Origin of the sequence: Flavonifractor sp. An92 (assembly GCF_002159175.1) — a bacterium.
Classification (GTDB): domain Bacteria; phylum Bacillota; class Clostridia; order Oscillospirales; family Oscillospiraceae; genus Pseudoflavonifractor_A.
The window spans coordinates 12,542-33,621 of record NZ_NFGZ01000016.1; the positions used below are offsets into that span (position 1 = coordinate 12,542).

Consider the following 21,080-nt stretch of genomic DNA (forward strand, 5'->3'; position numbering starts at 1 on the left):
TCCCACCGGGGAATATACCTACTTCCCCGCCCGGGGCAACAATTCTTCCGCCAGGGCCCGATATTCCTCCGCCCCGTGGCGCAGGCCCTCCAGCTCCTCCGGGGTCAGCGGGCGCTTCACCTTGGCCGGGGAGCCCATGACCAGGCTGCCGTCGGGGATGACGGCGTTCTGGGTCACCAGGGCTCCAGCGGCGATGAGGCAGTTTTTTCCGATCACGCAGCCGTTGAGCAGAATGGCCCCCATGCCCACGGTGGTGCCGTCTCCCACGGTGCAGCCGTGGAGCACGGCGGCGTGGCCCACGGTCACATCACTCCCCACGTCCAGGGGAAAGCCCTCGTCGCAGTGGAGCACGGCGTTGTCCTGGATGTTGGAGCCCGCCCCAATCCGGATGGTGGAGCAGTCGCCCCGCAGCACGGCGCCGTACCAGATATTGGCCTTCTCCTCCACCGTCACCGCGCCCACCAGCACGGCGCTCTCCGCCGCCCGGGCGTCGGGGTGCAGCATCGGCGCGTGCCCCCGGAAGGTCTGAAGCATACCGGTCCCTCCTTAAATACAGAAAAATTTTCTCCATTATACCGCCCCCGGCCTGCCGCCGTCAAATCCGGCTGCGGGACCGCATACACTGGTCTATCCTGACCAAATGGAGGCGATCGTTTTGAATCTGAAAAACGGCAAGATCACCGTGGGGGAACTGCTGGACGACCCCCGCTCCCGCGCGGTGCTGCAAAAGCGCTTTCCCGCCGCCCTGCGCCACCCCATGACCGGAGCCGCCCGCACCGTCACGCTGGAGCAGCTTCTGGCCGCCGCGTCGGCCTGGCTCCCCCGCCGGAAGCTGGACGAGGCGCTGGAGGAATTGCGCCGGGTCTGAGGGCCTCTGTCTACCCTGCCCGAAGGTACGCCGGGACTGCGGGGCAGATTTGGCAAAAAGAACCCATAAAAGATAAGAAGTTGTCCTTGTCGCCGCCCAGGAAATGTGGTAAGATAATTTGAAAAAAATATCACAAGGAATGGAGAAGATGGGCATGCGGCATCTGATCGATTTTGGAGATCTGTCTCGGGCGGAGTGGGAAGCACTGTATCAGCGTACCAGTGCTATTATTGACCACCCCGCCGATTTTATGGACGCGTGCAAGGGACGCGTGGCCTCCACCCTGTTTTTTGAGCCCTCTACCCGTACGAACTTTTCTTTCCAGACCGCCATGCTGCGGGTAGGCGGCACGGTGTTCGGCTTTGCCGACCCCAACTCCTCCTCGGTGGCCAAGGGCGAGTGTCTGAAGGACACCATCAAGATGGTCTCCGGCTATGCCGATGTGGTCATCATGCGTAACCCCCGCGAGGGCGCCGCCAAGGCCGCCTCTCTCTACTCCGACGTGCCGGTGATCAACGCCGGTGACGGCGGCCACATGCACCCCACCCAGACCACCACCGACCTGACCACCATCACCCGGATGCTGGGCGGCGTGGACGGCATTTCCATCGGCCTGTGCGGCGACCTGAAGAACGGCCGCACCGTCCACTCCCTCATCAAGGCTCTGGCCAAGTTCGACAACGTCAAGTTCTACCTCATCTCCCCCCGTGAGCTGGCGGTGCCCGACTATATCCGCTCCTTTATGAAGGAGAAGGGCCTGTGGAGCGTGGAGGTCACCGGTCTGGAGAACGTCATTCCCCAGCTGGACGTGCTCTACATGACCCGTATCCAGCGTGAGCGCTTCGTGGACCCCCTGGAGTACGAGCGCAACAAGGGCATCTATGTCCTCACCCGCCGCAAGCTGGAACGGGCCCGCAAGAACATGCTGGTCATGCACCCCCTGCCCCGCGTGGACGAGATCGCCCTGGACGTGGACGATGATCCCCGTGCGGCCTACTTCCAGCAGGCCCGGTACGGCATGTTCTCCCGTATGGCCATCCTCTCGGACCTGGCCAACCAGCCCCGCATGAAGCCCGATCCGGTGGAGATCGGCACCACGCCCGTGTGCTCCAACCCCCGGTGCATCACCCAGACCGACCACTACCTGCCCCCGCTGACCAAGATGAACGGCGGCGTGGAGTGCTGCGCCTACTGCGACGCGGCGTTGCAGAAGTAAGAAGCTGGACCTGTGCTCGCCGCACAGGCCGCCTGCTCGGCGGGAGCACCGCTTTCTTTGCAAAGAAAGCGGTGGGAAAGAAAGCGCAGAGGTGGGATACCCCCCTCTGCACTCCCCCAAGGCGCACCCCGGCTTATCTTCCACTGCGGAGGGATTTCCTTACCCCGGCGGAACAAAAATCAGGCCCGGTGCCTATGAATCAGCTGTTGTACCCCGGCAATTTGGGCGGCCCCTAAAAAGGCCGCCCTTTTGGAGGGGAGTGGAGAGGGGAACGAGAAGTTCCCCTCTCCGCTTTTTCTTTCCCCCATTTCTTTTCGCAAAAAGAAATGGGGCGCTGTCCGCGCAGGACGCCCGCGCGGCGAGCGCAAACTCTCCGGGCCTCCCGGAAGTGAGTGTCCGCTTTACTCCTCCACACCCAGCGCGGCGGCCCAATCGGCGGCCTTGAAGCCCACCAGCACGAAGCCGTCGGCGATCAGCATGGGGCGCTTGACCAGCATCCCGTCGGTGGCCAGGAGCGCGAACCGCTCCTCCTCGCTCATGCCGGGCAGCTTGTCCTTCAGCTCCAGGGCGCGGTACTGCAGGCCGCTGGTGTTGAAAAAGCGCTTGAGGGGCAGACCGCTGCGGCCGTGCCACTCCTTCAGCTCCTCCAGAGAGGGATTCTGCTCCTTGATGTCCCGCAGGTCGTAGGAAATTCCGTGGTCGTCCAGCCAGGCCTGGGCCTTCTTGCAGGTGCTGCACTTGGGATAACAAAGAAAAATCATGGTTTGCCTCCTGTATGTTCGGCCCCTTCTGGGCCTTTTTCTATACTGTACCGGAAACTCCCCAGTCTGACAAGCCCCTGGAAGCACTTGACACCCCGGAGAGGGCATGGTAATATAATGGTCAATGAGAGCGTGAGGAACGGGAAAAGTAGCATCTCACCCGGACGGACAGAGAGGGCGTGTTCAGGCTGAAAGCGCGCCTACGGCGGAGGATGTGAAGTGCGCCCGGGAGCGCGGGGCGTAATGGCCCCCGGCAGGCCGCCGTTACCGGCCGGGCCGGTTGCTGGACCGGCTGTGAGTGAATGCAAGAGTGGGACCGCGACTGAAAAGCCGCCTCTTGTGCCTTTGGGGCATAAGGGGCGTTTTTATTTTTCTGAGGGAGGGGAGCAATTCCATGACTCGTTTAGGCGAGACTTTGGCGGCCTATCAGGCCCGCGACCCGGCGGCCCGGAGCAAGCTGGAGATCTTCCTGCTCTACCCCGGCGTACACGCCACCATCTACCACCGCATCGCCCATTTCCTCTACTGTCACAATCTGAAATTCCTGGCCCGGCTGGTCTCCCAGTGGAGCCGCTTCTGGACCGGCATCGAGATCCACCCCGGCGCCAAGATCGGCCGCCGCTTCGTCATCGACCACGGTATGGGCATCGTCATCGGCGAGACCGCTGAGGTGGGCGACGACTGCCTCATCTACCACGGCGTCACCCTGGGCGGCACCGGCAAGGACCAAGGCAAGCGCCACCCCACCCTGGGGAACAACGTGATGGTGTCCACCGGCGCCAAGGTGCTGGGCCCCTTCAAGGTGGGGGACGGCGCCCGCATCGCCGCCAACGCGGTGGTGCTGAAGGAGATCCCCCCCAACGCCACCGCCGTGGGCGTGCCCGCCCGGGTGGTGCGCATCGCCGGCGAAAAGGTGGACTATGCCACTACCGTGGACCAGATCCACGTCACCGACCCCGTCCAGAAGGAATTGCAGGCCCTCTCCTCCCGGCTGGAGTTTTTGGAAAAGCTGATGGACGAGGAGTCCCGCAGAAGCAACGCATAACGCTCCCAGGAGCGAGAAAGGATATGGAACATGAAACTTTACAACTCTCTCACCCGCCGCAAGGACGAATTCCAGACCCACACCCCCGGCCATGTGGAGATGTACACCTGCGGCCCCACCGTGTACCACTTCGCCCACATCGGAAACCTGCGCTCCTACATCATGGAGGACGTGCTGGAGAAGTTCCTGCGCTACTCCGGCTATGATGTGAACCGGGTCATGAACATCACCGACGTGGGCCACCTGGCCAGCGACGCCGACACCGGCGAGGACAAGATGCTCAAGGGCGCCAAGCGGGAGCACAAGACCGTCATGGAGATCGCCCAGTACTACACCGACGCCTTCTTCTCCGACTGCGAGAAGCTGAACATCAAGCGTCCCGACGTGGTCCAGCCCGCTACCGGCTGCATCGACGAGTATATCCAGATCGTCTCCACCCTCCTGGACAAGGGCTACGCCTATCTGGCGGGCGGCAACGTGTACTTTGACACCTCCAAGCTGGATCGCTACTACGTCTTTAACGACCACGACGAGGAGGACCTGGCCGTGGGCGTCCGGGACAGCGTGGAGGAGGACCAGAACAAGCGCAACAAGGCCGACTTCGTCCTGTGGTTCACCAAGAGCAAGTTTGAGGACCAGGCCCTCAAATGGGACTCCCCCTGGGGCGTGGGCTATCCCGGGTGGCACATTGAGTGCTCCGGCATCTCCATGAAGTACAACGGCGAGTATCTGGACCTCCACTGCGGCGGCATCGACAACGCCTTCCCTCACCACACCAACGAGATCGCCCAGAGCGAGAGCTTCCTGGGCCATCCCTGGTGCCCCCAGTGGTTCCATGTCCACCACCTGAACACCAACTCCGGCAAGATGAGCAAGTCCAAGGGCGAGTTCCTGACGGTCTCCCTGCTGGAGGAAAAGGGCTACGATCCCCTGGTCTACCGCCTCTTCTGCCTCCAGAGCCACTACCGCAAGGGTCTGGTGTTCTCCTGGGAGAACCTGGACAACGCCAAGGTCACCTACAACAAGCTCCTCAAGCGCGTGGCCGCCCTGAAGCCGGAGGACGGCGAGGTGGACGAGGCCGTGGTGGCCGAGTACCGCCAGAAGTTCCTGGACCAGGTGGGCAACGACCTGAACACCTCTATGGGCGTCACCGCGCTCTACGACGCGCTGAAGGCCAAGACCAACGACGCCACCCGCCTGGCTATCCTGGCTGACTTCGACCAGGTGCTGAGCCTGGACCTGCTCAAGAAGGCGGAGGAGCTGCGCAAGCAGGCCGCCGCCCAGGCCAAGACCGAGAGCGCCGGCGGCTACACCATCACCGGCGAGGGCGACAGCGCCATCGACGAGCTGGTCCTCCGCCGCTACGAGGCCAAGAAGGCCAAGAACTGGGCCGAGGCCGACGCCATCCGCGACCAGCTCAAGGGCATGGGCATCGAGCTCACCGACGTGCCCGGCGGCGCGGTGTGGAAGCGCGTATAACCTACTTTTCTTTATAAAGAAAAGTAGGCAAAAGAAATTTTCATCTTCTCTAACGAAAAAACAGCACTGGCCTGGCGTCCACAGGGATGCCGGGCCAGTTTTTATATATAATGTCCGGAACCTGGGGCCCCACACGGTGGGGCAATTCATTTGCCCCGAGCATTTGAAAGATCCCAGGATTCTAAAAAAACAACCACACCGAATGGTGTGGTTGTTTTTTGTCTTGTCCGTAAACTATAGATGCCACGGTTCAGTTACCTTTTAATATTCATGTTCCATACAGTGAGGATGAACTTCATTAATAATAAAATGGTCTAACATCCCGAAAAATATTTTGTAACTGATTTGCTACACCATCAAATACTACTTTTTTTTGTGGCCTTTTCTTGGGCTGTTTGACCTTCTCTTCAGCAATTACTCCCGCAAAAAAGCCAAGAACAATAATACATTTATGAGGAGTGCAAAGAAATCTTCTTATAATCTGTCTATCCTCTCTATCTCCGCTAAGAAGACCACAAATTATACAGAGAACTGTAAATCCTGGAATATAAACTACATATTTTTTTGCTTTACACAACTGAGGCGTTTCTACGCACAAAGAATAAATACCAATTACTGTACCAATATAAACAGATGCTATTATCCCAAGTATAACTATTATCCAACTCACTGCTTTACCTCCCGACCATTAACAACAGCGGCTTTAATTCTTGCAGACTGTTTGCATGGAGAACACGTATAATACGCGACCGGAATCAGAAGATTTACAATAAGAAGTATTGCAATTAGGACTTTTGAGATTTTAAACCCGCCAAATAACATCATTGATTCAACAATAAAATAACTGTTTGAGTCTTGAGTTACTATTCCTCCAAGTCCCAAAAAACAGATAATCATTATTATGACATCAACTGATCCGATTACCCAACGGACTATGCGAGCAACTTTATTAGTAGGACCAGAACACACAATATCAATCAATACTGGAGCAATAAAAAGCATTGTCTGGAAATATGTAAAATTTTGCGGGTTGCTGAGCAACACGAATATTCCTACAATGACATAGATGCCCTGCCAAATAAACCGATAATTATTATCTGGCAACTGGCACGCATCATACGAGCACTTAGCCAAAGCAAACACTCTTTCTCTCTTTTCTATAATTATATTTTACTCCAAATTCAAACAGACTGCAATTACTATTTGGCATATTTTCTCAAAGACTACAATAATATTTTAAATTATTTTTCCTTTTGGATAGAGACTTCTCTAAACTATTATACGCAGATAACATAAGGATCTCCACAAAAAGACAAATTATCATAAGCCTAAAATAACTTTCCAAGTATCATGCTGATAAATTCTTCCCATTATTTTATAAATATCAGTAGAGTTAATGATACTGTTCATTGCAGTAATGCAGCGTAAATATGGAATGTGCAGTAAAATATTTTCATCACCAAAAAGGAGATGAAGGTATGTCAACCAAATACTCAGCAGAATTCAAAAAGAAAACCATTCAACGCTACGAAAAGGGGGTATCAATCAAAATACTGAGTCAGGAATTAGGCGTTTCACAAAGCACGATCTACCAATGGCGCAAGCAGTACTGTTCTATCCAAACACCTAACCGTACCTATACTCCAGCAGAGTTTGATGCTGTCACAAGACGCTTAACAAAGTTGGAGCACGAAATGGAGATCATCAAAGCATCTGGTTACCTCAGCCGCGTACCACTTCAGGAAAAGTTAGTCACATTGGAAGGGATCTACAAACAAGAGAACAATCCATACAGTGTCTATGAGTTGTGTGAAGCATTGGATGTTGCACGCGGGACCTTCTATAATCACATCTTCCGTCGTGCAGACCGGAGTAAACGAGAAAAGGAGCAGCAAGAACTGATGCTAAAAGTGCAGCAGATTTTTGATGATAATCAGCAGCGATTTGGTGCCGAGAAAATCAGAACTGTTTTAGCACAAAATGGAGTGCGGGTCAGTGTGAAACGAGTCTCCGCAATCATGCAGGAGTTGAATCTTCGAAGTATCCGTACAGATGCAAAAAAGCAGTACAAAAAGCGGCAACAATATGCAAAACGCAATTTACTCGAAAGAGAGTTTACTGCAGAGCATCCAAACCAAATATGGGTCAGTGATATTACTTACTTTAAAGTCAACAACTATTGGGTATATTTCTGTATGATTTTGGATCTCTATTCCCGAAAGATTGTGGGCTACAAAGTATCGCGTAATGCCAGTACAAACTTAGTTACTACCACGTTTCGAAATGCTTATCAGGAGCGCGGCAAACCCAGAAATCTGACATTCCATAGTGATCGTGGAACGCAGTACACATCTGCTGCTTTCACAAAACTTCTTCAAAAGTACGGTGTCAAACAGTCCTTTTCCGCCACTGGCCGCCCTCACGACAATGCAGTTGCTGAATCCTTTTTTGCCACATTCAAAAAAGAAGAGGCATACCGCAGAGAGTATACCTCAGAACGAAGTTTTTGCAAGAGTGTTGAGCAATTTGTTCGATACTACAATGAGGTTCGTCCTCACCAAACGCTAAAATATCAGACGCCACAGGCTTTCGAAGAAAAGTATTATGCCGGTACTATTGAAAACGACTGTTCAAATAGCGACACAGCGCAAAAATAATACTTCTGCATTTTGCGATTTTTGAAAAACTCTAACTAAAGCATAAAAAGAGGAAAGCCTTGTGTATCAAGGCTTTCCGAAAATGAGAGGTCCGCTTTTCGATAAAAATGTTCGAAAAGCGGACCTCGTTCATTTGGAGGCGCCACCCAGAATCGAACTGGGGAATAAAGCTTTTGCAGAGCTCTGCCTTACCGCTTGGCTATGGCGCCATATGGAGGACGGGAAGCCATCCCATCCTCATTTGTTTGGAGCAGGTGACGAGGCTCGAACTCGCTACCTCCACCTTGGCAAGGTGGCGCTCTACCAGATGAGCTACACCTGCATACGCAGTACCCACTTGGGGCCCCGGTGAGATACCCACGGTATCTCACCGGGAATTTGGTGCCTCCGGCCGGAATCGAACCAGCGACACGGGGATTTTCAGTCCCCTGCTCTACCAACTGAGCTACAGAGGCATATGGCGACGCGGAAGGGACTTGAACCCTCGACCTCCGGCGTGACAGGCCGGCGTTCTAACCAACTGAACTACCGCGCCATATGATATGGTGGGAACAACAGGGCTCGAACCTGTGACATCATGCTTGTAAGGCATGCGCTCTCCCAGCTGAGCTATGCTCCCCTGTTCGCCTTCGTCAGACCTTCCTGCTCTTCACACGCTGTCGTGTCTCACACGGCGAAATGTATTATACCAAAGCCTGGGGCCAAAGTCAAGTTCTTTCTTGAAGTTTTTTTCGGGCCGCCGGACGAGTTTTTTCCGGCGGCCCGTGTGCGTTACATCCGGGCCAAAAGGTCCTCCAGCTCCTCCTTGGAGTAGTGATACACCTTGTCACAGAACTGGCAGGTCAGCTCGGCCTCGCCCTGATCCTCGATGAGCTCGCCCAGGTCCTTCTTGCCCATGCTGATGAGGGCCCGGGTCACCCGGTCCTTGGAGCAATAGCAGCGGTACTCCACCGGCGACTCCTCCACGATCTCCAGCTCGAAGTCGCACAGCACCCGCTTCACCAGGTCCAGGGCGGTGAGCCCCTCCTGAAGGGCCTTGGTCACCGCGCCCATCTCGACTACCCGCTGCTCCAGCTTGGAGATGACCTCCTCGCTGGCGCCGGGCAGCAGCTGGATGAGGTAACCGCCGGCGCACATCACGCTCTGGTCGGTGTCCACCAGCACGCCCAGGGCGCAGGCCGAGGGGATCTGCTCGCTCTCCACCAGGTAGGAGGCCAGGTCATCGGCGATCTCGCCGGACAGGAGCTCCACCTGGCCCACATAGGGCTCCTTGAGGCCGATGTCCTTGATGACGGTGAGGGTGCCGTCGGTGCCCACAGCCCGGCCCACGTCCAGCTTGCCGGGGTGCTTCTCCATGAGCTCCACGTCCCCGTTCTGCACATAGCCCCGGACGTTGCCGGCGCTGTCGGAGACGGCGGTGATGGACCCCAGGGGGCCGCCGCCGTTCACCCGCAGGGTGACGGAGCCGTTGTCCTCCTTGAGCTGGTTGCCCAGCATGGAGCAGCCCAGCAGAGCCCGGCCAAGGGCGGCGGTGGCCACCGGCAGGGTCTTGTGGATCTGCCGGGCCCGCTCCACCAGGTCTTTGGCGGAAATGGCGCTGGCCTTGATGGGCGCGTCCTTGGCCAGCACCCGTACGATCTGATCTGACATGGTTTATTCGTCCTTTCGTGCTACAAAGAAAATGCGGTCCTCCCCCTCCTTGGGGGCGCGGAACACCCGCTCGCCGTACCGCTTGATGTGAGTAAATCCCGCCCGGCGGAGCATGTCCTCCAGCTGCTCAGGTGTGTAGGCATACTCCTCGTGGAGCTCCTCCCCCCGCTCCCACAGGCCGCTGTCGGTGAGCTGGAAGATGTCCATGGCGTAGGTGCAGATGTTCCGGCGCTGGGAGAACTCCGCCCGCCAGACGCAGTAGGCGTCCTCGGTCTCGTCCAGAAAGACCTGCCCGTCCAGGCGCCGGAGCTTTTCCGGGGTATTGATGTCGAAGATGAACACGCCGCCGGACATGAGGAAGAGGTGGACCCGCTCAAAGGCCCGCTCCAGCAGGGCGGGGCGGGTGACATAGTTGACGCTGTCCAGGCAACAGACGCAGGCGTCGATGGTGCCGTAGAGGTCCAGCTTCTCCATGGGCTGGTGGAGGAAGAGGGGCGGGATGTCCACCTGCTCCTCCATCCCCTTCTCCTGGGCGGCGGCCAGCATCTCCTCCGACCGGTCCACGCCGATCATCTCATAGCCCCGCCGGGCCAGCTCCCAGGTAAGGCTGCCGGTGCCGCAGGCCAGGTCCAGGACCGTATGGACCGGGAGCTTTGTGCGGTGGAAGTGCTTTTCCAGATAGTCGGCCCACTGGCGGTAGCCCACGTCGGTGGTCAGCTCGTCATAGCACCCGGCCAGAAACTCATAGCTCCCCATTGGCCCTCATCTTCTCCTTGACGCGGGGGAGCACGGTCTGATAGCCGTCCGCCCCATATTGCAGGGAGCGGTTGACCCGGCTGATGGTGGCGCTGCTGGCTCCGGTGCGCTCCAAGATGTCATTGTAGATCATGCCGTCACTGAGGAGGAGAGCCACCTCAAAGCGCTGCTCCATGGCCTTCAGCTCGGCCACCGTACACAGGTCGGAAAAAAATTTCTTGCACTCGTCCAGATCCTTCAGGGTCAGGATGGTCTCATAGAGCCGGTCGCTCTGGGCCTGCTTTCGATTTCTTGCCAAAACGGTTACCTCCCGCTTTCGTGCTGCTGCTGTCCATACACAGCGTACAGACTTGGTTTACGCTCTGTTTCTTATTTTACCAAAGTGAATCGTCAAAGTAAACACAATTTCTTAAAATTTTACCAAAGCACCCCCCGGTCTCCGGCGGCATAGTCTGGAACAAATCCCTAAAAGGAGGTCCCGTCATGTCCGCTGAGCCCCTGCTGATCCAGGCCCTGCACGACGACCGCACCCTTGACCGGGAGGGGCGTCCGGTGCTGGAGCTGTCCATGTCCCGCCCTCACCTGCCCGGGGAGGGCGTCCCCGTCCGGCGGGTGGAGCGCTACTATCAGGCCCTGTGCAAGAACTGGATGGCCCACTGGACCGGGCCGCTCTATCGCCGCGCCTGTGAGGGTGAGGAGGCCGCTCTGGCCGCCGCCCGGCCCTTCACGCCCTGGAAGGCCGCCTTCACCTGGTCGGTCACCCACGCCGACGAGCAGGTCCTGAGCCTGTGCTGGGAGGCGGTGGAGGAGGGGGACGGCCCCCGCCGGGTCTGCCGCCGGTACGACGTGTGGAGCCGGAAGGACGGCCGCCCGCTCACTCTGGCCGACGTGCTCCCCCAACGGAAGGGCTGGCGGGCTCAGGTGCGCCGCCGGGTGGCCCGCCAGCTGGAGGAGCTGGCCGACCGGACGCCGGAGGAGGTCCTCCCCCGCTGGCGCGCCGGTCTGGGCCGGGCCCTGCGGGCGGGGCGGTTCTACCTCACGCCGGAGGGCCCGGTGCTCCTCCTCCCCCCGGGGAGCGTGCGCCCGGCCCGGGCGGGCTGGTGCTCCTTCCCCCTCTCAGGGGAAAACGAGCCCGGCCTGTGAGACCACAGGCCGGGCTCGTGGGGAACCCTTAGCGTTTGCGCCGGGGCGCTTCTGTCGGACGGGGTTTCTCTTTATCGGGCTTGGCCGGTTTGGCGGCCTGCCGCTTGGCCTCATCCTTCTCAAAGGCTTTGACGATGTCACGGACGATTTTGTTCCGCACCACGTCCCGATTGTTAAGCCGGACCACCGAGATGCCCTCGATGCCGCCCAAGATCTCGGCGCACCGCTCCAGACCGGAGTCCACCGAGCGGGGCAGGTCGATCTGGGTCACGTCGCCGGTGAGGACCATCTTGGACCCCTCGCCCAGACGGGTGAGGGCCATCTTCAGGGTGGGCAGAGAGGCGTTCTGGCTCTCGTCGATGATGACACGGGCGTGGTTGAGGGTACGTCCGCGCATATAGGCCAGGGGGGCGATCTCGATGGTGCCCCGCTCCCGGAGCTTTTCGGCCTTCTCGGCGCCGAAAATGTCGTGGAGGGCGTCATACAGAGGCCGCAGATAGGGGTCCACCTTCTGGGCCAGGTCGCCGGGCAGGAAGCCCAGGCGCTCCTCACCGGCCTCGATGGCGGGGCGGCTCATGATGATACGCTCGATGTCGCCGTTTTTCAGCTCCTTGGCGGCCTGGGCCACGGCCAGATAGGTCTTGCCGGTGCCGGCGGGGCCGATGCACAGGGTGACGGTGTTCTCCTGGAGGGCCTTGATGTAGTTCTTCTGGCCCAGAGTCTTGCACTTGATGGGGGCGCCCTTCTGGGTGATGGTGACGATGCTGTCCATGGCGGAGAAGGTCTCCTCCAGGCTGCCCTCCCGGGCCTCGTCGATGAGCCGGGCCACCACGCTCTCAGTGAGGGGCTCGCCCCGGCGGTAGAACTGCAGCAGGGAGCGCAGCACCTCGGTGGCCAGGCGCACATTCTCCTCCGACTCGCCCCGCACGTCCACATCGTAGTCCCGCAGCCCGATGCGGACCTCCAGGGCCTTCTCGATCATCTTGGCGAAGTCATCCTGGGCCCCGAACACGGCCTGCTGCTGGTCGATGGTATCAAAGGACAGACGCTCTGTTTGCAAACAACATTCCTCGCTTTCGCATACCGCTCAAATGCGGTATCGTAACACTGAATACCTAGATTAGATTATATAGAAATCCGGTCCTCTTTGCAAGCCGCCGGAGAAAAAGGGAGCGCGCCGCGGCCGCGGGGCGCTCCCATCGGAATCTGGATTACTGGCACAGCTCCACGATGGCCTGGGTGAAGATCTTGCAGGAGGTGAGCAGCAGATCAATGCTGGCCTGCTCATTGGGGGCGTGCATCTTGGGGTCGAAGCCGGGGAACTGGCAGCCGCAGGCCACGCCGCCGGGGATGTCGTGGACGTAGGTGCCGCCGCCGATGGCCAGAGGCTTGGCGTTGGTGGTGCCGGTGTAGGTCTCGTAGCAGCGCAGCAGGGTCTGCACCAGGGGGGAGTCGGAGGGCACGCAGTGGACGGTGGTCATGTTCTCGTCCCCGGTGACGGCGATGCCGTAGTGGGCAAAGCTGGCCTCACAGGCCTTCTTGCAGTTGTCCTCGTTGGCGCACAGGGGGAAGCGCACGTCGAACTTGCCGGTGAAGCCGGTGTCGGTGACGGTGAGAAGGGCGAAGTTCAGGGTGAGGGGGCCGCTCTCCTCGTCGGACTGGGCGATGCCCAGGGCCGCGCCCCGGGTGTCCCCGAAGGGGAAGAGGGTATGGAGGGCCTGGAGGGCGCGGGTGCTCTCACAGTCGGCCAGGGGCAGACGGGCCAGCAGGGTCAGCAGGGCGCAGATGGCGTTGATGCCGTCGTCGGGGCTGGCCGCGTGAGCGTTCTTGCCGGCGCAGTGGATGTGCACGCCGTCCTTCTCCTCGGTGAGGGTGAAAGGGGTGCGGGTCTGGTTGGTGACGGCGTCGGCGTGGGGCTTCACGTCGGCGGCGGTCAGGCCGGCCACCACACACTGGGCCTCGGGGGGCACCACGTTGAAGCGGAAGCCGCCGGTGAGCTCGGTGACCCGGGGCAGGACGGTCTCGGCCGCCCAGGTCTTGCCGAAGTCGGGGTGATAGTGGCCCTTCTCGATGTTGATGACCGGGAAGTCGGCGTCGGGAGTGAAGGAGTAGGGGGCATAGGGGTGCTTGGAGTAGTAGTAGGCGATGTCGCTGGAGCCGCTCTCCTCGTCGGTGCCCATGACCAGCTTCACGTTGGCATTCACAGGCAGGCCCAGGTCCTTCACGGCCTTCATGGCCATGAGGGCGCAGACCACGGGGCCCTTGTCGTCGGACACGCCCCGACCGTAGAGCATGCCGTCCTTCTCCACGCAGGTGTAGGGGTCGGTGTCCCAGCCCTTGCCCTCGCCCACCACGTCCAGGTGGCCCAGGATGTGCAGGCGGGTCTCCTTGTCGTTGAGGTCGGCGGTGCCCACATAATTCTCCACGTTCTCGGTCTGGAAGCCCCACTCCCCGGCCAGGGCCAGGCCCTCGGCCAGCGCGGCGGCGGGGCCCTCACCGAAGGGCTTGCCCGGCTGGGCCTCGCCCCGGACGCTGTTGATCTTCACCAGACGGGCGATGGCCTTCACCAGCGTCTCCCGGGCCTCGGGGGTATCGAAATAAGCGTTGATCTTCTCCTGATACATGGCAATTGCTCCTTTTTCTTGCTGTCTAAGGTTCCGCCCCCGGCTCGCCGCTGTTCTCGGCCAGCTCGCCCAGGTATTTATACACCGTATACCGGGAAACCTGGAGCCGACGGGAGACGAAGGGCACGGATTTGCGGAAGGAAAAGGCGTTTTTCTGGTCCAGCAGGGCGATCACCTTCATGCGGTCCTTCTTGTTCAGCTCGCTGACCGGCTTGCCCACGGCGGCCAGACACTCGTCGAAGATGTCGGCCAGGCGGCCGTCGCCCCCCTGCCACATGGCGCTCTGGAGGTCGGCCTCGGCGTTCATCAGGTCCACCAGGGTGCGGTTGGCGTACGCCAGAGAGGTATAGTCGAAGTTGATGCCCAGCGCCAGGTTGTACCCGTCCCCGATGAGGTGGAAGGTACTGCTCTTGATCTGCCGCCCGCTGGGGGTGGTGGCGGCCAGATTGACGAAATCGGTGACCAGAGCCGTGGCGTCCAGCTCCTTGGCGGTGCCCAGGATGTCCATGGTGGAGCCCACCGAGCGCCCGGACACGTGGCCGTTGTAGATGGACAGGATGGGGTGCTTGGGGTCCCCCATGTCGTGGACCAGCGTCTCGCAGGAGGAGCCGAACATCTCCGCGATGCCCCGGGCGGTCCGATCCAGAAATTCCAGGGCCTCCTCGCGGTTCATGCCCCTCACCTCGTTTTCCGAAGATGCCCCGCCCTTCCGGCGGGGATGGACCGCGCCCTGGGGCGCGGTCTCACAGAGACTATTATAATACCTTTCGCCTCCGCCCGCAAGTGCGGAGCGTATTCACAGCCAGAGCCAGGCCGCCCAGCCCGCCGTGGCCAGCAGGGCCCCCGCCAGGGCCCACAGCACACCCCGACCCTTTTGCAGCGCCCGCTCCAGCGGCGCGGTGCGGCGGGTGTAGCCCCGGGCCACCTTCTGGGCCTCCTGGAGGACCTGGTCGGCGTTGACGCCGCCGCCGCTGAGGGCCTCCTCCCGGACGATGAAAATGGCCTCCTCAAAGAGCCGGGGGTCGGGAGACTTGACCAGGATGACCCGGCGGGAGATTCCTTTGACCATGGTACACACTTCCTTTCCTCTCCAGTATGGCCCCGGCGGTCCGCGGTCATACCGGGGAGGAAAAATTTGTGCCCCGTGTCCGGCGCATATCCGCCCTTCCCGCTCCGTACACTACATCACAAATCGCGTGGCCCGGCGCTGTGCCGGGCAAGGAGGAAACACACCGTGTGTAAGGACCGTAAACGGCTCATTGTGGGGCTTCTGCTCCTGTTTCTGGCCAACATCCTCATCATCACCCTGTTCCAGACCGCCGCCCAGGCGGCCACCTTCCGCCAGGGCTCCACCGGCACGGCGGTGCGCACCATCCAGACCAAGCTGAAGAACTGGGGCTACTACGACGGCGCGGTGGACGGCATCTACGGCAGCGCCACCACCGAGGCGGTGAAGTATTTTCAAAAGACCAACGGCCTCACCGTGGACGGCATCGTGGGCCCGGCCACCCTGAAGGCCCTGGGCATGCCCACCGACGGGGGCGGGAGCAGCTCGGTGTCCTCCAGTGAGGTGGACCTGCTGGCCCGGGTCATCTCCGCTGAAGCCCGGGGCGAGCCGTACAGCGGCCAGGTGGCGGTGGGGGCGGTGATCCTCAACCGGGTGGAGCACCCCTCCTTCCCCTCCACCATCTCCGGCGTGGTCTACCAACCGGGGGCCTTCACCTGCATGGTGGACGGGCAGTTCAACGAGCCGGTAGCCGACTCGGCGGTGCGGGCCGCCCAGGACGCCCTCAACGGCGTGGACCCCAGCGGCGGGGCCATCTACTACTTCAACCCCACCACCGCCACCAGCGCCTGGATCTGGAGCCGTCCTCTCATCACCATCATCGGCAATCACCGCTTTTGCGCCTGACGTACACCGGGCTGCGCGTCCACTCCACCCCGCAGGGCGGCACCTCCCCCAAGCACAGCCCGAAGCGGTCGGTGCAGCGGCTCTCCAGTTCAAAGAGCCGCCTGCCCTCCTCCGGGAGGTCCCGGGCGTGGGCGGGCTTGGTGAGGACGGGAAGCGTTGCCTTTTCCTTCATCTCCCCCAGAAGGGTTCTCCCCCGCTCGCTGAAGGCCAGCACCCGCAGATAGGGGACATGCTCCGGCCGGTCGGCGGCGGTGAGGCCCAGATAGGCCCAGGTGAGCAGCCGCCGCAGCCGGGCCAGGGGGAAGCGCTTCGTCTTGGCCAGGGCGAGGAACTCCTCCGCCGAGCGGGCCTGCCGCCCGCAGCGGACCAGCCGGGCGGGGAGCCCCTCGGCGCTCCCGCCGTCGGGGAGGGCGGCCCAGTCGTCCTCCCCCATGGTGCGCACCCGGTCCAGCAGGACCGCGCCGCACCGCCGGAAATCCGCAATCTCCCCCGCCCAGGGGGTACATAGATAGGGCTCCGCCTCTCCCCCGTTTCCGGCCCGCAGCAGCTCCCGCAGGTGGGAGGCCGAGGCGAAGCCACCCGCCGCGCCGCCGTCGTGGTCCACGCCCTGCCGCTGCACCGCCAGGGCCTTCCAGTGGGACGGGATGGCCCTCAGATACTCCACCGCCAGGTTGGCATTGGGCTTGTCCAGCACCGAGGGCCCGCCCAGCCGCTCCTCCGCCGCCCGCTGCCGGGCCACCGGGAAGGGCAATCCCTGGGCGGAGAGCTCCTTCACCCGGGCATGGTACTCCGGCTCTTCCAGCACCGCCGCACTCGCCCGCAGGGCGGAGAGGTCGGCGCACTCGCTGCCGAAGGAAAGGGTGTCCACCACCCCCGTCCCGGCCAGCACCTCCACGGCCCCCCGGGCAAAGGTCTCCGCCGACGCGCAGGCCCATACGGTGGGGAGCTCCAGCACCAGGTCGGCCCCGGCTTCCACCGCCCAGGCCGCCCGCTTCCACTTGTCGGTGACGGCACAGTCCCCCCGCTGGACCCAGTGTCCGCTCATGGCGCACACAATGGCGCTCTCCGCGCCCAGCTGCCGCCGGGTCTCGGCGATGTGCCACCGGTGCCCGGTGTGAAAGGGGTTATATTCGGCTACGATGCCGGTTCCTGCCATGTCAGTTCCTCCCAAGTCGAAAAAAGTGCCGCCGCTCCAAAAATTCCGGTTGTCCTTTGCCGCGGAATAAGCTACAATAAAAGTAGCCTTACGGTTTTAGTTTACTACGCCGTATCCCTGTCCGCAAGACAGGGAAAACCAAACAAAGGAGCGTTATGTGTCATGAAGGTTCTTGTTATCAACGCGGGCAGCTCTTCTCTGAAGTATCAGCTGCTGGATCCCAGCACGGAAGAGGTGCTGGCCCAGGGTCTGTGTGAGCGCATCGGCATCGACGGCCGCCTCACCCACAAGATCCCCGCCACCGGCGCGAAGCATGAGTTCGAGATCCCCATGCCCACCCATGCCGAGGCCATCCAGTCCGTCATCGACGCCCTGCTGTCCAAGGAGCACGGTGTCATCGCCTCCATGAGCGAGATCGACGCGGTGGGTCACCGCGTGGTCCACGGCGGCGAGGCCTTCAACAAGTCCGTCCTCATCACCGACGAGGTGATGAAGGCCATCGAGGACTGCATCCCCCTGGCCCCCCTGCACAACCCCGCCAACCTGACCGGCATCCGCGCCTGCCAGAAGGTCATGCCCGGCGTGCCCATGGTGGCCGTGTTCGACACCGCCTTCCATCAGACCATGCCCGCCAAGAGCTACATCTACGCTCTGCCCTATGAGTACTACGAGAAGGACAAGGTCCGCCGCTACGGCTTCCACGGCACCTCCCACAAGTATGTCTCCGGCCGCGCCGCCGCCATGCTGGGCAAGAACATCGAGGATCTGAAGATCATCACCTGCCACCTGGGCAACGGCTCCTCCGTCACCGCCGTGGACGGCGGCAAGAGCGTGGACACCTCCATGGGCTTCACCCCCCTGGCCGGTCTGCCCATGGGCACCCGCTCCGGCGATCTGGACGCCGGCATCCTGGAGTACCTGATGAACAAGTACAACATGGACATCAAGGAGATGCTCAACGTCCTCAACAAGAAGTCCGGCGTGCTGGGCATTTCCGGCGTGTCCTCCGACTTCCGTGACCTGAGCGAGGCCGCCGAGAAGGGCAACGACCGCGCCGGCCTGGCTGTGGACGCCTTCAACTACGGCGTGAAGAAGCTCATCGGCGCTTACGCCGCCGCCATGGGCGGTGTGGACGCCATCGTGTTCACCGCCGGCGTGGGCGAGAACTCCGCCGACCAGCGCCTGGCCATCGCCTCCGGCCTGGAGTTCATGGGCGTGAAGATGGACGCCGAGGCCAACAAGGTCCGCGGCAAGGAGACCGTCATCTCCGCCGCCGACTCCCAGGTCAAGGTCCTGCTCATCCCCACCAACGAGGAGCTCATGATCGCCCGCGACACCGCCGAGATCGTCTCCAAGTAAGGTTTCCCCTGATCTGCAAAAAATCCGCCCTGGTTGGTCCAGGGCGGATTTTTTTATCCGGGAAACAGGAGCTTCAGCGCCACGCCGACCACGCCGCAGCCCAGCATGACGAACACCGGGTCGGGCTTCCACTTGCGCAGCACCACAAAGGCCACCACAAAGAGCCCCAGCGCCGGAAGGTCCGGCGGCACGGCCCGGAAGCCCTCCTCTCCCCACAGGGCGTGGATGAGGAGAGAGAGCCCGGCCCCGGCGATGAGGGCCACGATGGCGGGCCGCAGGCCGTTGAGGGCCCCCCGCAGGGCGGTGAGCTCCCGCCAGCGGAAGTAGACCCAGGCCAGCAGGGACACTACGATGCAGGAGGGCAGCACGCACCCCAGGGTACACACCACCGCCCCCAGCGGTCCCCCCAGCTGGATGCCCACAAAGGTGGCGGCGTTGATGGCGATGGGCCCGGGGGTCATCTGGGAGATGGTGACGAGGTCGGTGAGTTCCGAGAGGGACAGCCAGTGGTGCACGTCCACCACCTGGGCCTGAATGAGAGGGAGGGCGGCGTACCCGCCGCCGAAGCTGAACAGGCCGATCTGGAAAAAGCTCCAGAAGAGCTCCAGATAGAGCGTCATCCCTCTCCCTCCTTCCGCTTCTTCCAGAAGGCGGCCAGGATGCCCAGCAGGGCACACACAAACAAGATCCAGGCCACATTCAGGTCCTCAAAGAGCAGGCTCACCCCGAAGGAGCCCACCAGAATGGCGGTACTGAGCCACTCCCGCTTGCGCAGCACATCCCCCGCCATATCCACCACCACGCTGGCGATGACGGCGGAGACCCCCGCCTCCATGCCCTTCAGCGCGGCGGCCACGATGGTGTTGGCGCGGAAGGCGGCGTAGCACAGGGAGATGGCGGAGAGGATGAGAAAGGGGGGCAGCACGGTGCCCAGGATGGAGAGGGCCGCCCCCAGCGGTCCGCCCACCCGGTAGCCCACCAGGATGGCGGCGTTGACCGCGATGGGGCCGGGGGCCGACTGGGCAATGGCGGTGAGGTCCAGCATCTCCCCCTCCTCCAGCCAGCCCAGATCGTCCACAAAGCGCCCCTTCATCAGCGGCACGATGACGTAGCCGCCCCCGAAGGTGAAGGCGCTGAGGAGAAAGGTGGCGGTGAAGAGCGTCCAATAGAGTTTCCAGGTCCGTTTCAAGAAGCCTCCCCCTTTCCGTCAATCAGCCTTCATTGTATCCGCTTTTCCCGGCGGTGTAAAGGGTCACTTCAACGCGTCGGCCACCAGACCCAGGGTGCTGGCGTGGGTGTGGTCCAGCAGGTGGGTGTAGATGCGCCCGGTGGTGGAGGGGGTGGAGTGGCCCAGGGCCCGACCGATGTCGAAGAGGGGCGCCCCCTGGGCCGAGGCCACAGTGGCGAAGGTGTGGCGCAGACCGTGGAGGGTCAGCTTGGGCAGGTGGTTTTTGCGGATGAAGCGGGTGAAGGCCAGGGACACGGCGTTGGGCGAGTAGGGCTTCCCCCGCCGGTCCACCGCCACCAGGCCGGTGTCCACCCACTCTGCCCCCAGCCGCAGGCGGTTTTCGGCCTGCCGGGCCCGCTCCCGCTTGAGGAGGAAGTACACGTCGTCGGTCATGTAGAGGGCACGGGTGGAGGCACGGGTCTTGGTCTCCTTCTCCACGATGACCGCGCCGGCGGCGGTGCGGGCCTGGCAGATGTGGATCTTGCGCTGCTGGAAGTCCACGCAGTCCCACCGCAGGCCGCAGATCTCCTCCCGCCGCAGGCCCAGGGACCCGGCCAGCTTGACGATGACCTCCAGCCAGGTGTCCTGCACCAGGAAGTAGAGCTCTTTGAGCTCCGAGGGGCCGTAGTAGCCGATCTCGGTCTGGACGGTGCGAGGGGGCTCCACCCGCTCGGTGGGGCTGCGCAGGAGGATGTCGTGGCGCACCGCCGCGTGGAGGGCGGCGGAGAGCAGGTCGTGGTGCCGCCGCACCGTGTTGGGGGAGAGCCCCTTGTCCCGCAGCAGCATGGTGTAGTACTCCTGGAGGTGCCGGGGGGTCAGCTTCTGGATGGGCACATCCCCCAGAGCGGGACCCAGGTGGTTCTCGATGATCTTCTGGTAGCCGTACAGGGTGGTCACCGCCCGGTTGGGCCCGATCACCCCCTTCATCCAGTAGCTCAGCCACTCCTCCAGCGTCAGCTTCTGGGGGGTCACATCCTGATTCACCGCCCGCTCCGCGTGGAATTCCCGCAGGGCCTTCCGGGCCGCCTGCAGGTTGGGAAAGGTCTTGTAGCGGCGGATGCGCGCGCCGCTGGCGTCGGTGCCGTAGTCCATGTAGACATAGTAACAGCCCCGCTGGTCGTCATAGGAAATGTTGGGTTCGATCTTTCTTCTCGCCATGCCTTTGGCCTCACTTTCATTCTTTCTCTGAGCCGGAAGGCCGTTTTGCCGTGGACTCATGTTATATA

At 61.4% G+C, this 21,080-nt stretch carries 23 protein-coding genes and 5 tRNA genes; 8 read left to right on the plus strand and 20 right to left on the minus strand.

Translation table 11 applies throughout. The annotated features are described in order from the left end of the window. Nucleotides 1–18 precede the first annotated feature (18 nt). Nucleotides 19–534: a gamma carbonic anhydrase family protein gene (locus B5G43_RS11250; RefSeq protein ID WP_087261383.1), complete on the minus strand. Its 516-nt coding sequence runs from the start codon at nt 532–534 to the stop codon at nt 19–21. 121 nt (nt 535–655) lie between these two features. On the opposite strand from B5G43_RS11250, the gene B5G43_RS11255 reads away from it, so the two are divergent. Then, nucleotides 656–868 (plus strand): hypothetical protein, encoded by a 213-nt coding sequence (locus tag B5G43_RS11255; protein ID WP_087261386.1) that lies wholly within the window; start codon nt 656–658, stop codon nt 866–868. A gap of 154 nt (nt 869–1,022) precedes the next feature. Continuing rightward, complete coding sequence (gene pyrB / locus B5G43_RS11260; RefSeq protein ID WP_087261508.1) at nt 1,023–2,084, plus strand: aspartate carbamoyltransferase; 1,062 nt, start codon at nt 1,023–1,025, stop codon at nt 2,082–2,084. Between the two features lie 401 nt (nt 2,085–2,485). On the opposite strand, the gene B5G43_RS11265 is transcribed toward pyrB, so the two are convergent. Continuing rightward, a complete protein-coding gene (locus B5G43_RS11265) occupies nt 2,486–2,845 on the minus strand; it encodes an arsenate reductase family protein (RefSeq protein WP_087261388.1) in 360 nt (119 codons plus the stop codon). Nucleotides 2,846–3,239: 394 nt separating this feature from the next. On the opposite strand from B5G43_RS11265, the gene cysE reads away from it, so the two are divergent. Continuing rightward, entirely contained in the window at nt 3,240–3,890 is a 651-nt protein-coding gene (cysE, locus tag B5G43_RS11270) for a serine O-acetyltransferase (protein ID WP_087261390.1), read from the plus strand. A 30-nt stretch (nt 3,891–3,920) separates the two neighbouring features. Next, on the plus strand, nt 3,921–5,369 hold the full coding sequence (cysS, locus tag B5G43_RS11275) for a cysteine--tRNA ligase (protein ID WP_087261393.1): 1,449 nt from the start codon (nt 3,921–3,923) through the stop codon (nt 5,367–5,369). Nucleotides 5,370–5,667: 298 nt separating this feature from the next. Here cysS and B5G43_RS17115 read toward each other — a convergent pair whose 3' ends face one another. Both B5G43_RS17115 and B5G43_RS17120 read right to left on the minus strand, forming a co-directional pair. Beyond that, nucleotides 5,668–6,039 carry a hypothetical protein gene (locus B5G43_RS17115; protein ID WP_143382863.1) on the minus strand — a complete coding sequence of 124 codons (372 nt, stop codon included), beginning with the start codon at nt 6,037–6,039 and terminating at the stop codon, nt 5,668–5,670. Next, the gene (locus B5G43_RS17120) at nt 6,036–6,503 is read right to left on the minus strand and encodes a hypothetical protein (protein WP_143382864.1); all 468 of its coding nucleotides are present in this window, start codon (nt 6,501–6,503) and stop codon (nt 6,036–6,038) included. The genes B5G43_RS17115 and B5G43_RS17120 overlap by 4 nt, the downstream gene beginning before the upstream one ends. A gap of 344 nt (nt 6,504–6,847) precedes the next feature. Here B5G43_RS17120 and B5G43_RS11280 point away from each other — a divergent pair, with 344 nt between their 5' ends. Then, nucleotides 6,848–8,026 (plus strand): IS3 family transposase, encoded by a 1,179-nt coding sequence (locus tag B5G43_RS11280; protein ID WP_158097418.1) that lies wholly within the window; start codon nt 6,848–6,850, stop codon nt 8,024–8,026. A 134-nt stretch (nt 8,027–8,160) separates the two neighbouring features. Here B5G43_RS11280 and B5G43_RS11285 read toward each other — a convergent pair. The 8 genes from B5G43_RS11285 to B5G43_RS11320 form a co-directional block, all read right to left on the minus strand. After that, nucleotides 8,161–8,235, minus strand: a tRNA-Cys gene (locus B5G43_RS11285). Between the two features lie 37 nt (nt 8,236–8,272). Beyond that, nucleotides 8,273–8,348: transfer RNA gene (locus B5G43_RS11290), tRNA-Gly, on the minus strand. Between the two features lie 57 nt (nt 8,349–8,405). Next, nucleotides 8,406–8,481 (minus strand) — tRNA-Phe (locus tag B5G43_RS11295). 3 nt (nt 8,482–8,484) lie between these two features. Further along, a tRNA-Asp gene (locus B5G43_RS11300) sits at nt 8,485–8,561 on the minus strand. An 8-nt stretch (nt 8,562–8,569) separates the two neighbouring features. Continuing rightward, nucleotides 8,570–8,645, minus strand: a tRNA-Val gene (locus B5G43_RS11305). A 152-nt stretch (nt 8,646–8,797) separates the two neighbouring features. Continuing rightward, a complete protein-coding gene (hslO, locus tag B5G43_RS11310; RefSeq protein ID WP_087261397.1) occupies nt 8,798–9,676 on the minus strand; it encodes an Hsp33 family molecular chaperone HslO in 879 nt (292 codons plus the stop codon). Between the two features lie 3 nt (nt 9,677–9,679). Then, the gene (locus B5G43_RS11315; RefSeq protein WP_087261400.1) at nt 9,680–10,432 is read right to left on the minus strand and encodes a class I SAM-dependent methyltransferase; all 753 of its coding nucleotides are present in this window, start codon (nt 10,430–10,432) and stop codon (nt 9,680–9,682) included. After that, on the minus strand, nt 10,419–10,730 hold the full coding sequence (locus B5G43_RS11320) for a YerC/YecD family TrpR-related protein (protein ID WP_087261403.1): 312 nt from the start codon (nt 10,728–10,730) through the stop codon (nt 10,419–10,421). Before B5G43_RS11320 ends, B5G43_RS11315 begins: the two co-directional genes overlap by 14 nt. A 185-nt stretch (nt 10,731–10,915) precedes the next feature. Between B5G43_RS11320 and B5G43_RS11325 the strand changes: the two genes are divergently transcribed. Next, a complete protein-coding gene (locus B5G43_RS11325) occupies nt 10,916–11,575 on the plus strand; it encodes a hypothetical protein (RefSeq protein WP_087261408.1) in 660 nt (219 codons plus the stop codon). A gap of 28 nt (nt 11,576–11,603) precedes the next feature. Here B5G43_RS11325 and B5G43_RS11330 read toward each other — a convergent pair whose 3' ends face one another. From B5G43_RS11330 to B5G43_RS11345, 4 genes are all read right to left on the minus strand, one after another. Beyond that, nucleotides 11,604–12,635 (minus strand): PhoH family protein, encoded by a 1,032-nt coding sequence (locus tag B5G43_RS11330; RefSeq protein ID WP_242960546.1) that lies wholly within the window; start codon nt 12,633–12,635, stop codon nt 11,604–11,606. A 151-nt stretch (nt 12,636–12,786) separates the two neighbouring features. Continuing rightward, nucleotides 12,787–14,199, minus strand: coding sequence for a Sapep family Mn(2+)-dependent dipeptidase (locus tag B5G43_RS11335; protein WP_087261414.1), 1,413 nt, complete (start codon nt 14,197–14,199; stop codon nt 12,787–12,789). A 25-nt stretch (nt 14,200–14,224) separates the two neighbouring features. After that, complete coding sequence (locus tag B5G43_RS11340; RefSeq protein ID WP_087261418.1) at nt 14,225–14,872, minus strand: helix-turn-helix transcriptional regulator; 648 nt, start codon at nt 14,870–14,872, stop codon at nt 14,225–14,227. 123 nt (nt 14,873–14,995) lie between these two features. Further along, the gene (locus B5G43_RS11345) at nt 14,996–15,268 is read right to left on the minus strand and encodes a translation initiation factor 2 (RefSeq protein ID WP_087261422.1); all 273 of its coding nucleotides are present in this window, start codon (nt 15,266–15,268) and stop codon (nt 14,996–14,998) included. Nucleotides 15,269–15,433: 165 nt separating this feature from the next. Between B5G43_RS11345 and sleB the strand changes: the two genes are divergently transcribed. Further along, nucleotides 15,434–16,111, plus strand: coding sequence for a spore cortex-lytic enzyme (gene sleB, locus B5G43_RS11350; RefSeq protein WP_087261426.1), 678 nt, complete (start codon nt 15,434–15,436; stop codon nt 16,109–16,111). On the opposite strand, the gene B5G43_RS11355 is transcribed toward sleB, so the two are convergent. Beyond that, nucleotides 16,083–17,267, minus strand: coding sequence for a nucleotidyltransferase family protein (locus B5G43_RS11355; protein ID WP_087261429.1), 1,185 nt, complete (start codon nt 17,265–17,267; stop codon nt 16,083–16,085). The two genes, sleB and B5G43_RS11355, sit on opposite strands and share 29 nt — an antisense overlap. A 162-nt stretch (nt 17,268–17,429) precedes the next feature. Between B5G43_RS11355 and B5G43_RS11360 the strand changes: the two genes are divergently transcribed. Beyond that, nucleotides 17,430–18,626 (plus strand): acetate kinase, encoded by a 1,197-nt coding sequence (locus tag B5G43_RS11360; RefSeq protein ID WP_087261432.1) that lies wholly within the window; start codon nt 17,430–17,432, stop codon nt 18,624–18,626. Nucleotides 18,627–18,679: 53 nt separating this feature from the next. Here B5G43_RS11360 and B5G43_RS11365 read toward each other — a convergent pair whose 3' ends face one another. The 3 genes from B5G43_RS11365 to B5G43_RS11375 form a co-directional block, all read right to left on the minus strand. Beyond that, entirely contained in the window at nt 18,680–19,246 is a 567-nt protein-coding gene (locus B5G43_RS11365; protein WP_087261436.1) for a chromate transporter, read from the minus strand. Beyond that, complete coding sequence (locus tag B5G43_RS11370) at nt 19,243–19,815, minus strand: chromate transporter (protein WP_087261438.1); 573 nt, start codon at nt 19,813–19,815, stop codon at nt 19,243–19,245. Before B5G43_RS11370 ends, B5G43_RS11365 begins: the two co-directional genes overlap by 4 nt. A gap of 63 nt (nt 19,816–19,878) precedes the next feature. Beyond that, the gene (locus B5G43_RS11375; RefSeq protein ID WP_087261441.1) at nt 19,879–21,012 is read right to left on the minus strand and encodes a site-specific integrase; all 1,134 of its coding nucleotides are present in this window, start codon (nt 21,010–21,012) and stop codon (nt 19,879–19,881) included. Between the last annotated feature and the right edge of the window lie 68 nt (nt 21,013–21,080).

What these genes read in the sequence shown, in the direction of transcription:
- B5G43_RS11250 (WP_087261383.1), bottom strand. Translation starts at nt 534, where the DNA reads ATGCTTCAGACCTTCCGGGGGCACGCGCCGATGCTGCACCCCGACGCC.
- pyrB (WP_087261508.1), top strand. Translation starts at nt 1,023, where the DNA reads ATGCGGCATCTGATCGATTTTGGAGATCTGTCTCGGGCGGAGTGGGAA.
- B5G43_RS11265 (WP_087261388.1), bottom strand. Translation starts at nt 2,845, where the DNA reads ATGATTTTTCTTTGTTATCCCAAGTGCAGCACCTGCAAGAAGGCCCAG.
- cysE (WP_087261390.1), top strand. Translation starts at nt 3,240, where the DNA reads ATGACTCGTTTAGGCGAGACTTTGGCGGCCTATCAGGCCCGCGACCCG.
- cysS (WP_087261393.1), top strand. Translation starts at nt 3,921, where the DNA reads ATGAAACTTTACAACTCTCTCACCCGCCGCAAGGACGAATTCCAGACC.
- B5G43_RS11280 (WP_158097418.1), top strand. Translation starts at nt 6,848, where the DNA reads ATGTCAACCAAATACTCAGCAGAATTCAAAAAGAAAACCATTCAACGC.
- hslO (WP_087261397.1), bottom strand. Translation starts at nt 9,676, where the DNA reads ATGTCAGATCAGATCGTACGGGTGCTGGCCAAGGACGCGCCCATCAAG.
- B5G43_RS11315 (WP_087261400.1), bottom strand. Translation starts at nt 10,432, where the DNA reads ATGGGGAGCTATGAGTTTCTGGCCGGGTGCTATGACGAGCTGACCACC.
- B5G43_RS11325 (WP_087261408.1), top strand. Translation starts at nt 10,916, where the DNA reads ATGTCCGCTGAGCCCCTGCTGATCCAGGCCCTGCACGACGACCGCACC.
- B5G43_RS11335 (WP_087261414.1), bottom strand. Translation starts at nt 14,199, where the DNA reads ATGTATCAGGAGAAGATCAACGCTTATTTCGATACCCCCGAGGCCCGG.
- B5G43_RS11340 (WP_087261418.1), bottom strand. Translation starts at nt 14,872, where the DNA reads ATGAACCGCGAGGAGGCCCTGGAATTTCTGGATCGGACCGCCCGGGGC.
- B5G43_RS11345 (WP_087261422.1), bottom strand. Translation starts at nt 15,268, where the DNA reads ATGGTCAAAGGAATCTCCCGCCGGGTCATCCTGGTCAAGTCTCCCGAC.
- B5G43_RS11355 (WP_087261429.1), bottom strand. Translation starts at nt 17,267, where the DNA reads ATGGCAGGAACCGGCATCGTAGCCGAATATAACCCCTTTCACACCGGG.
- B5G43_RS11360 (WP_087261432.1), top strand. Translation starts at nt 17,430, where the DNA reads ATGAAGGTTCTTGTTATCAACGCGGGCAGCTCTTCTCTGAAGTATCAG.
- B5G43_RS11365 (WP_087261436.1), bottom strand. Translation starts at nt 19,246, where the DNA reads ATGACGCTCTATCTGGAGCTCTTCTGGAGCTTTTTCCAGATCGGCCTG.
- B5G43_RS11375 (WP_087261441.1), bottom strand. Translation starts at nt 21,012, where the DNA reads ATGGCGAGAAGAAAGATCGAACCCAACATTTCCTATGACGACCAGCGG.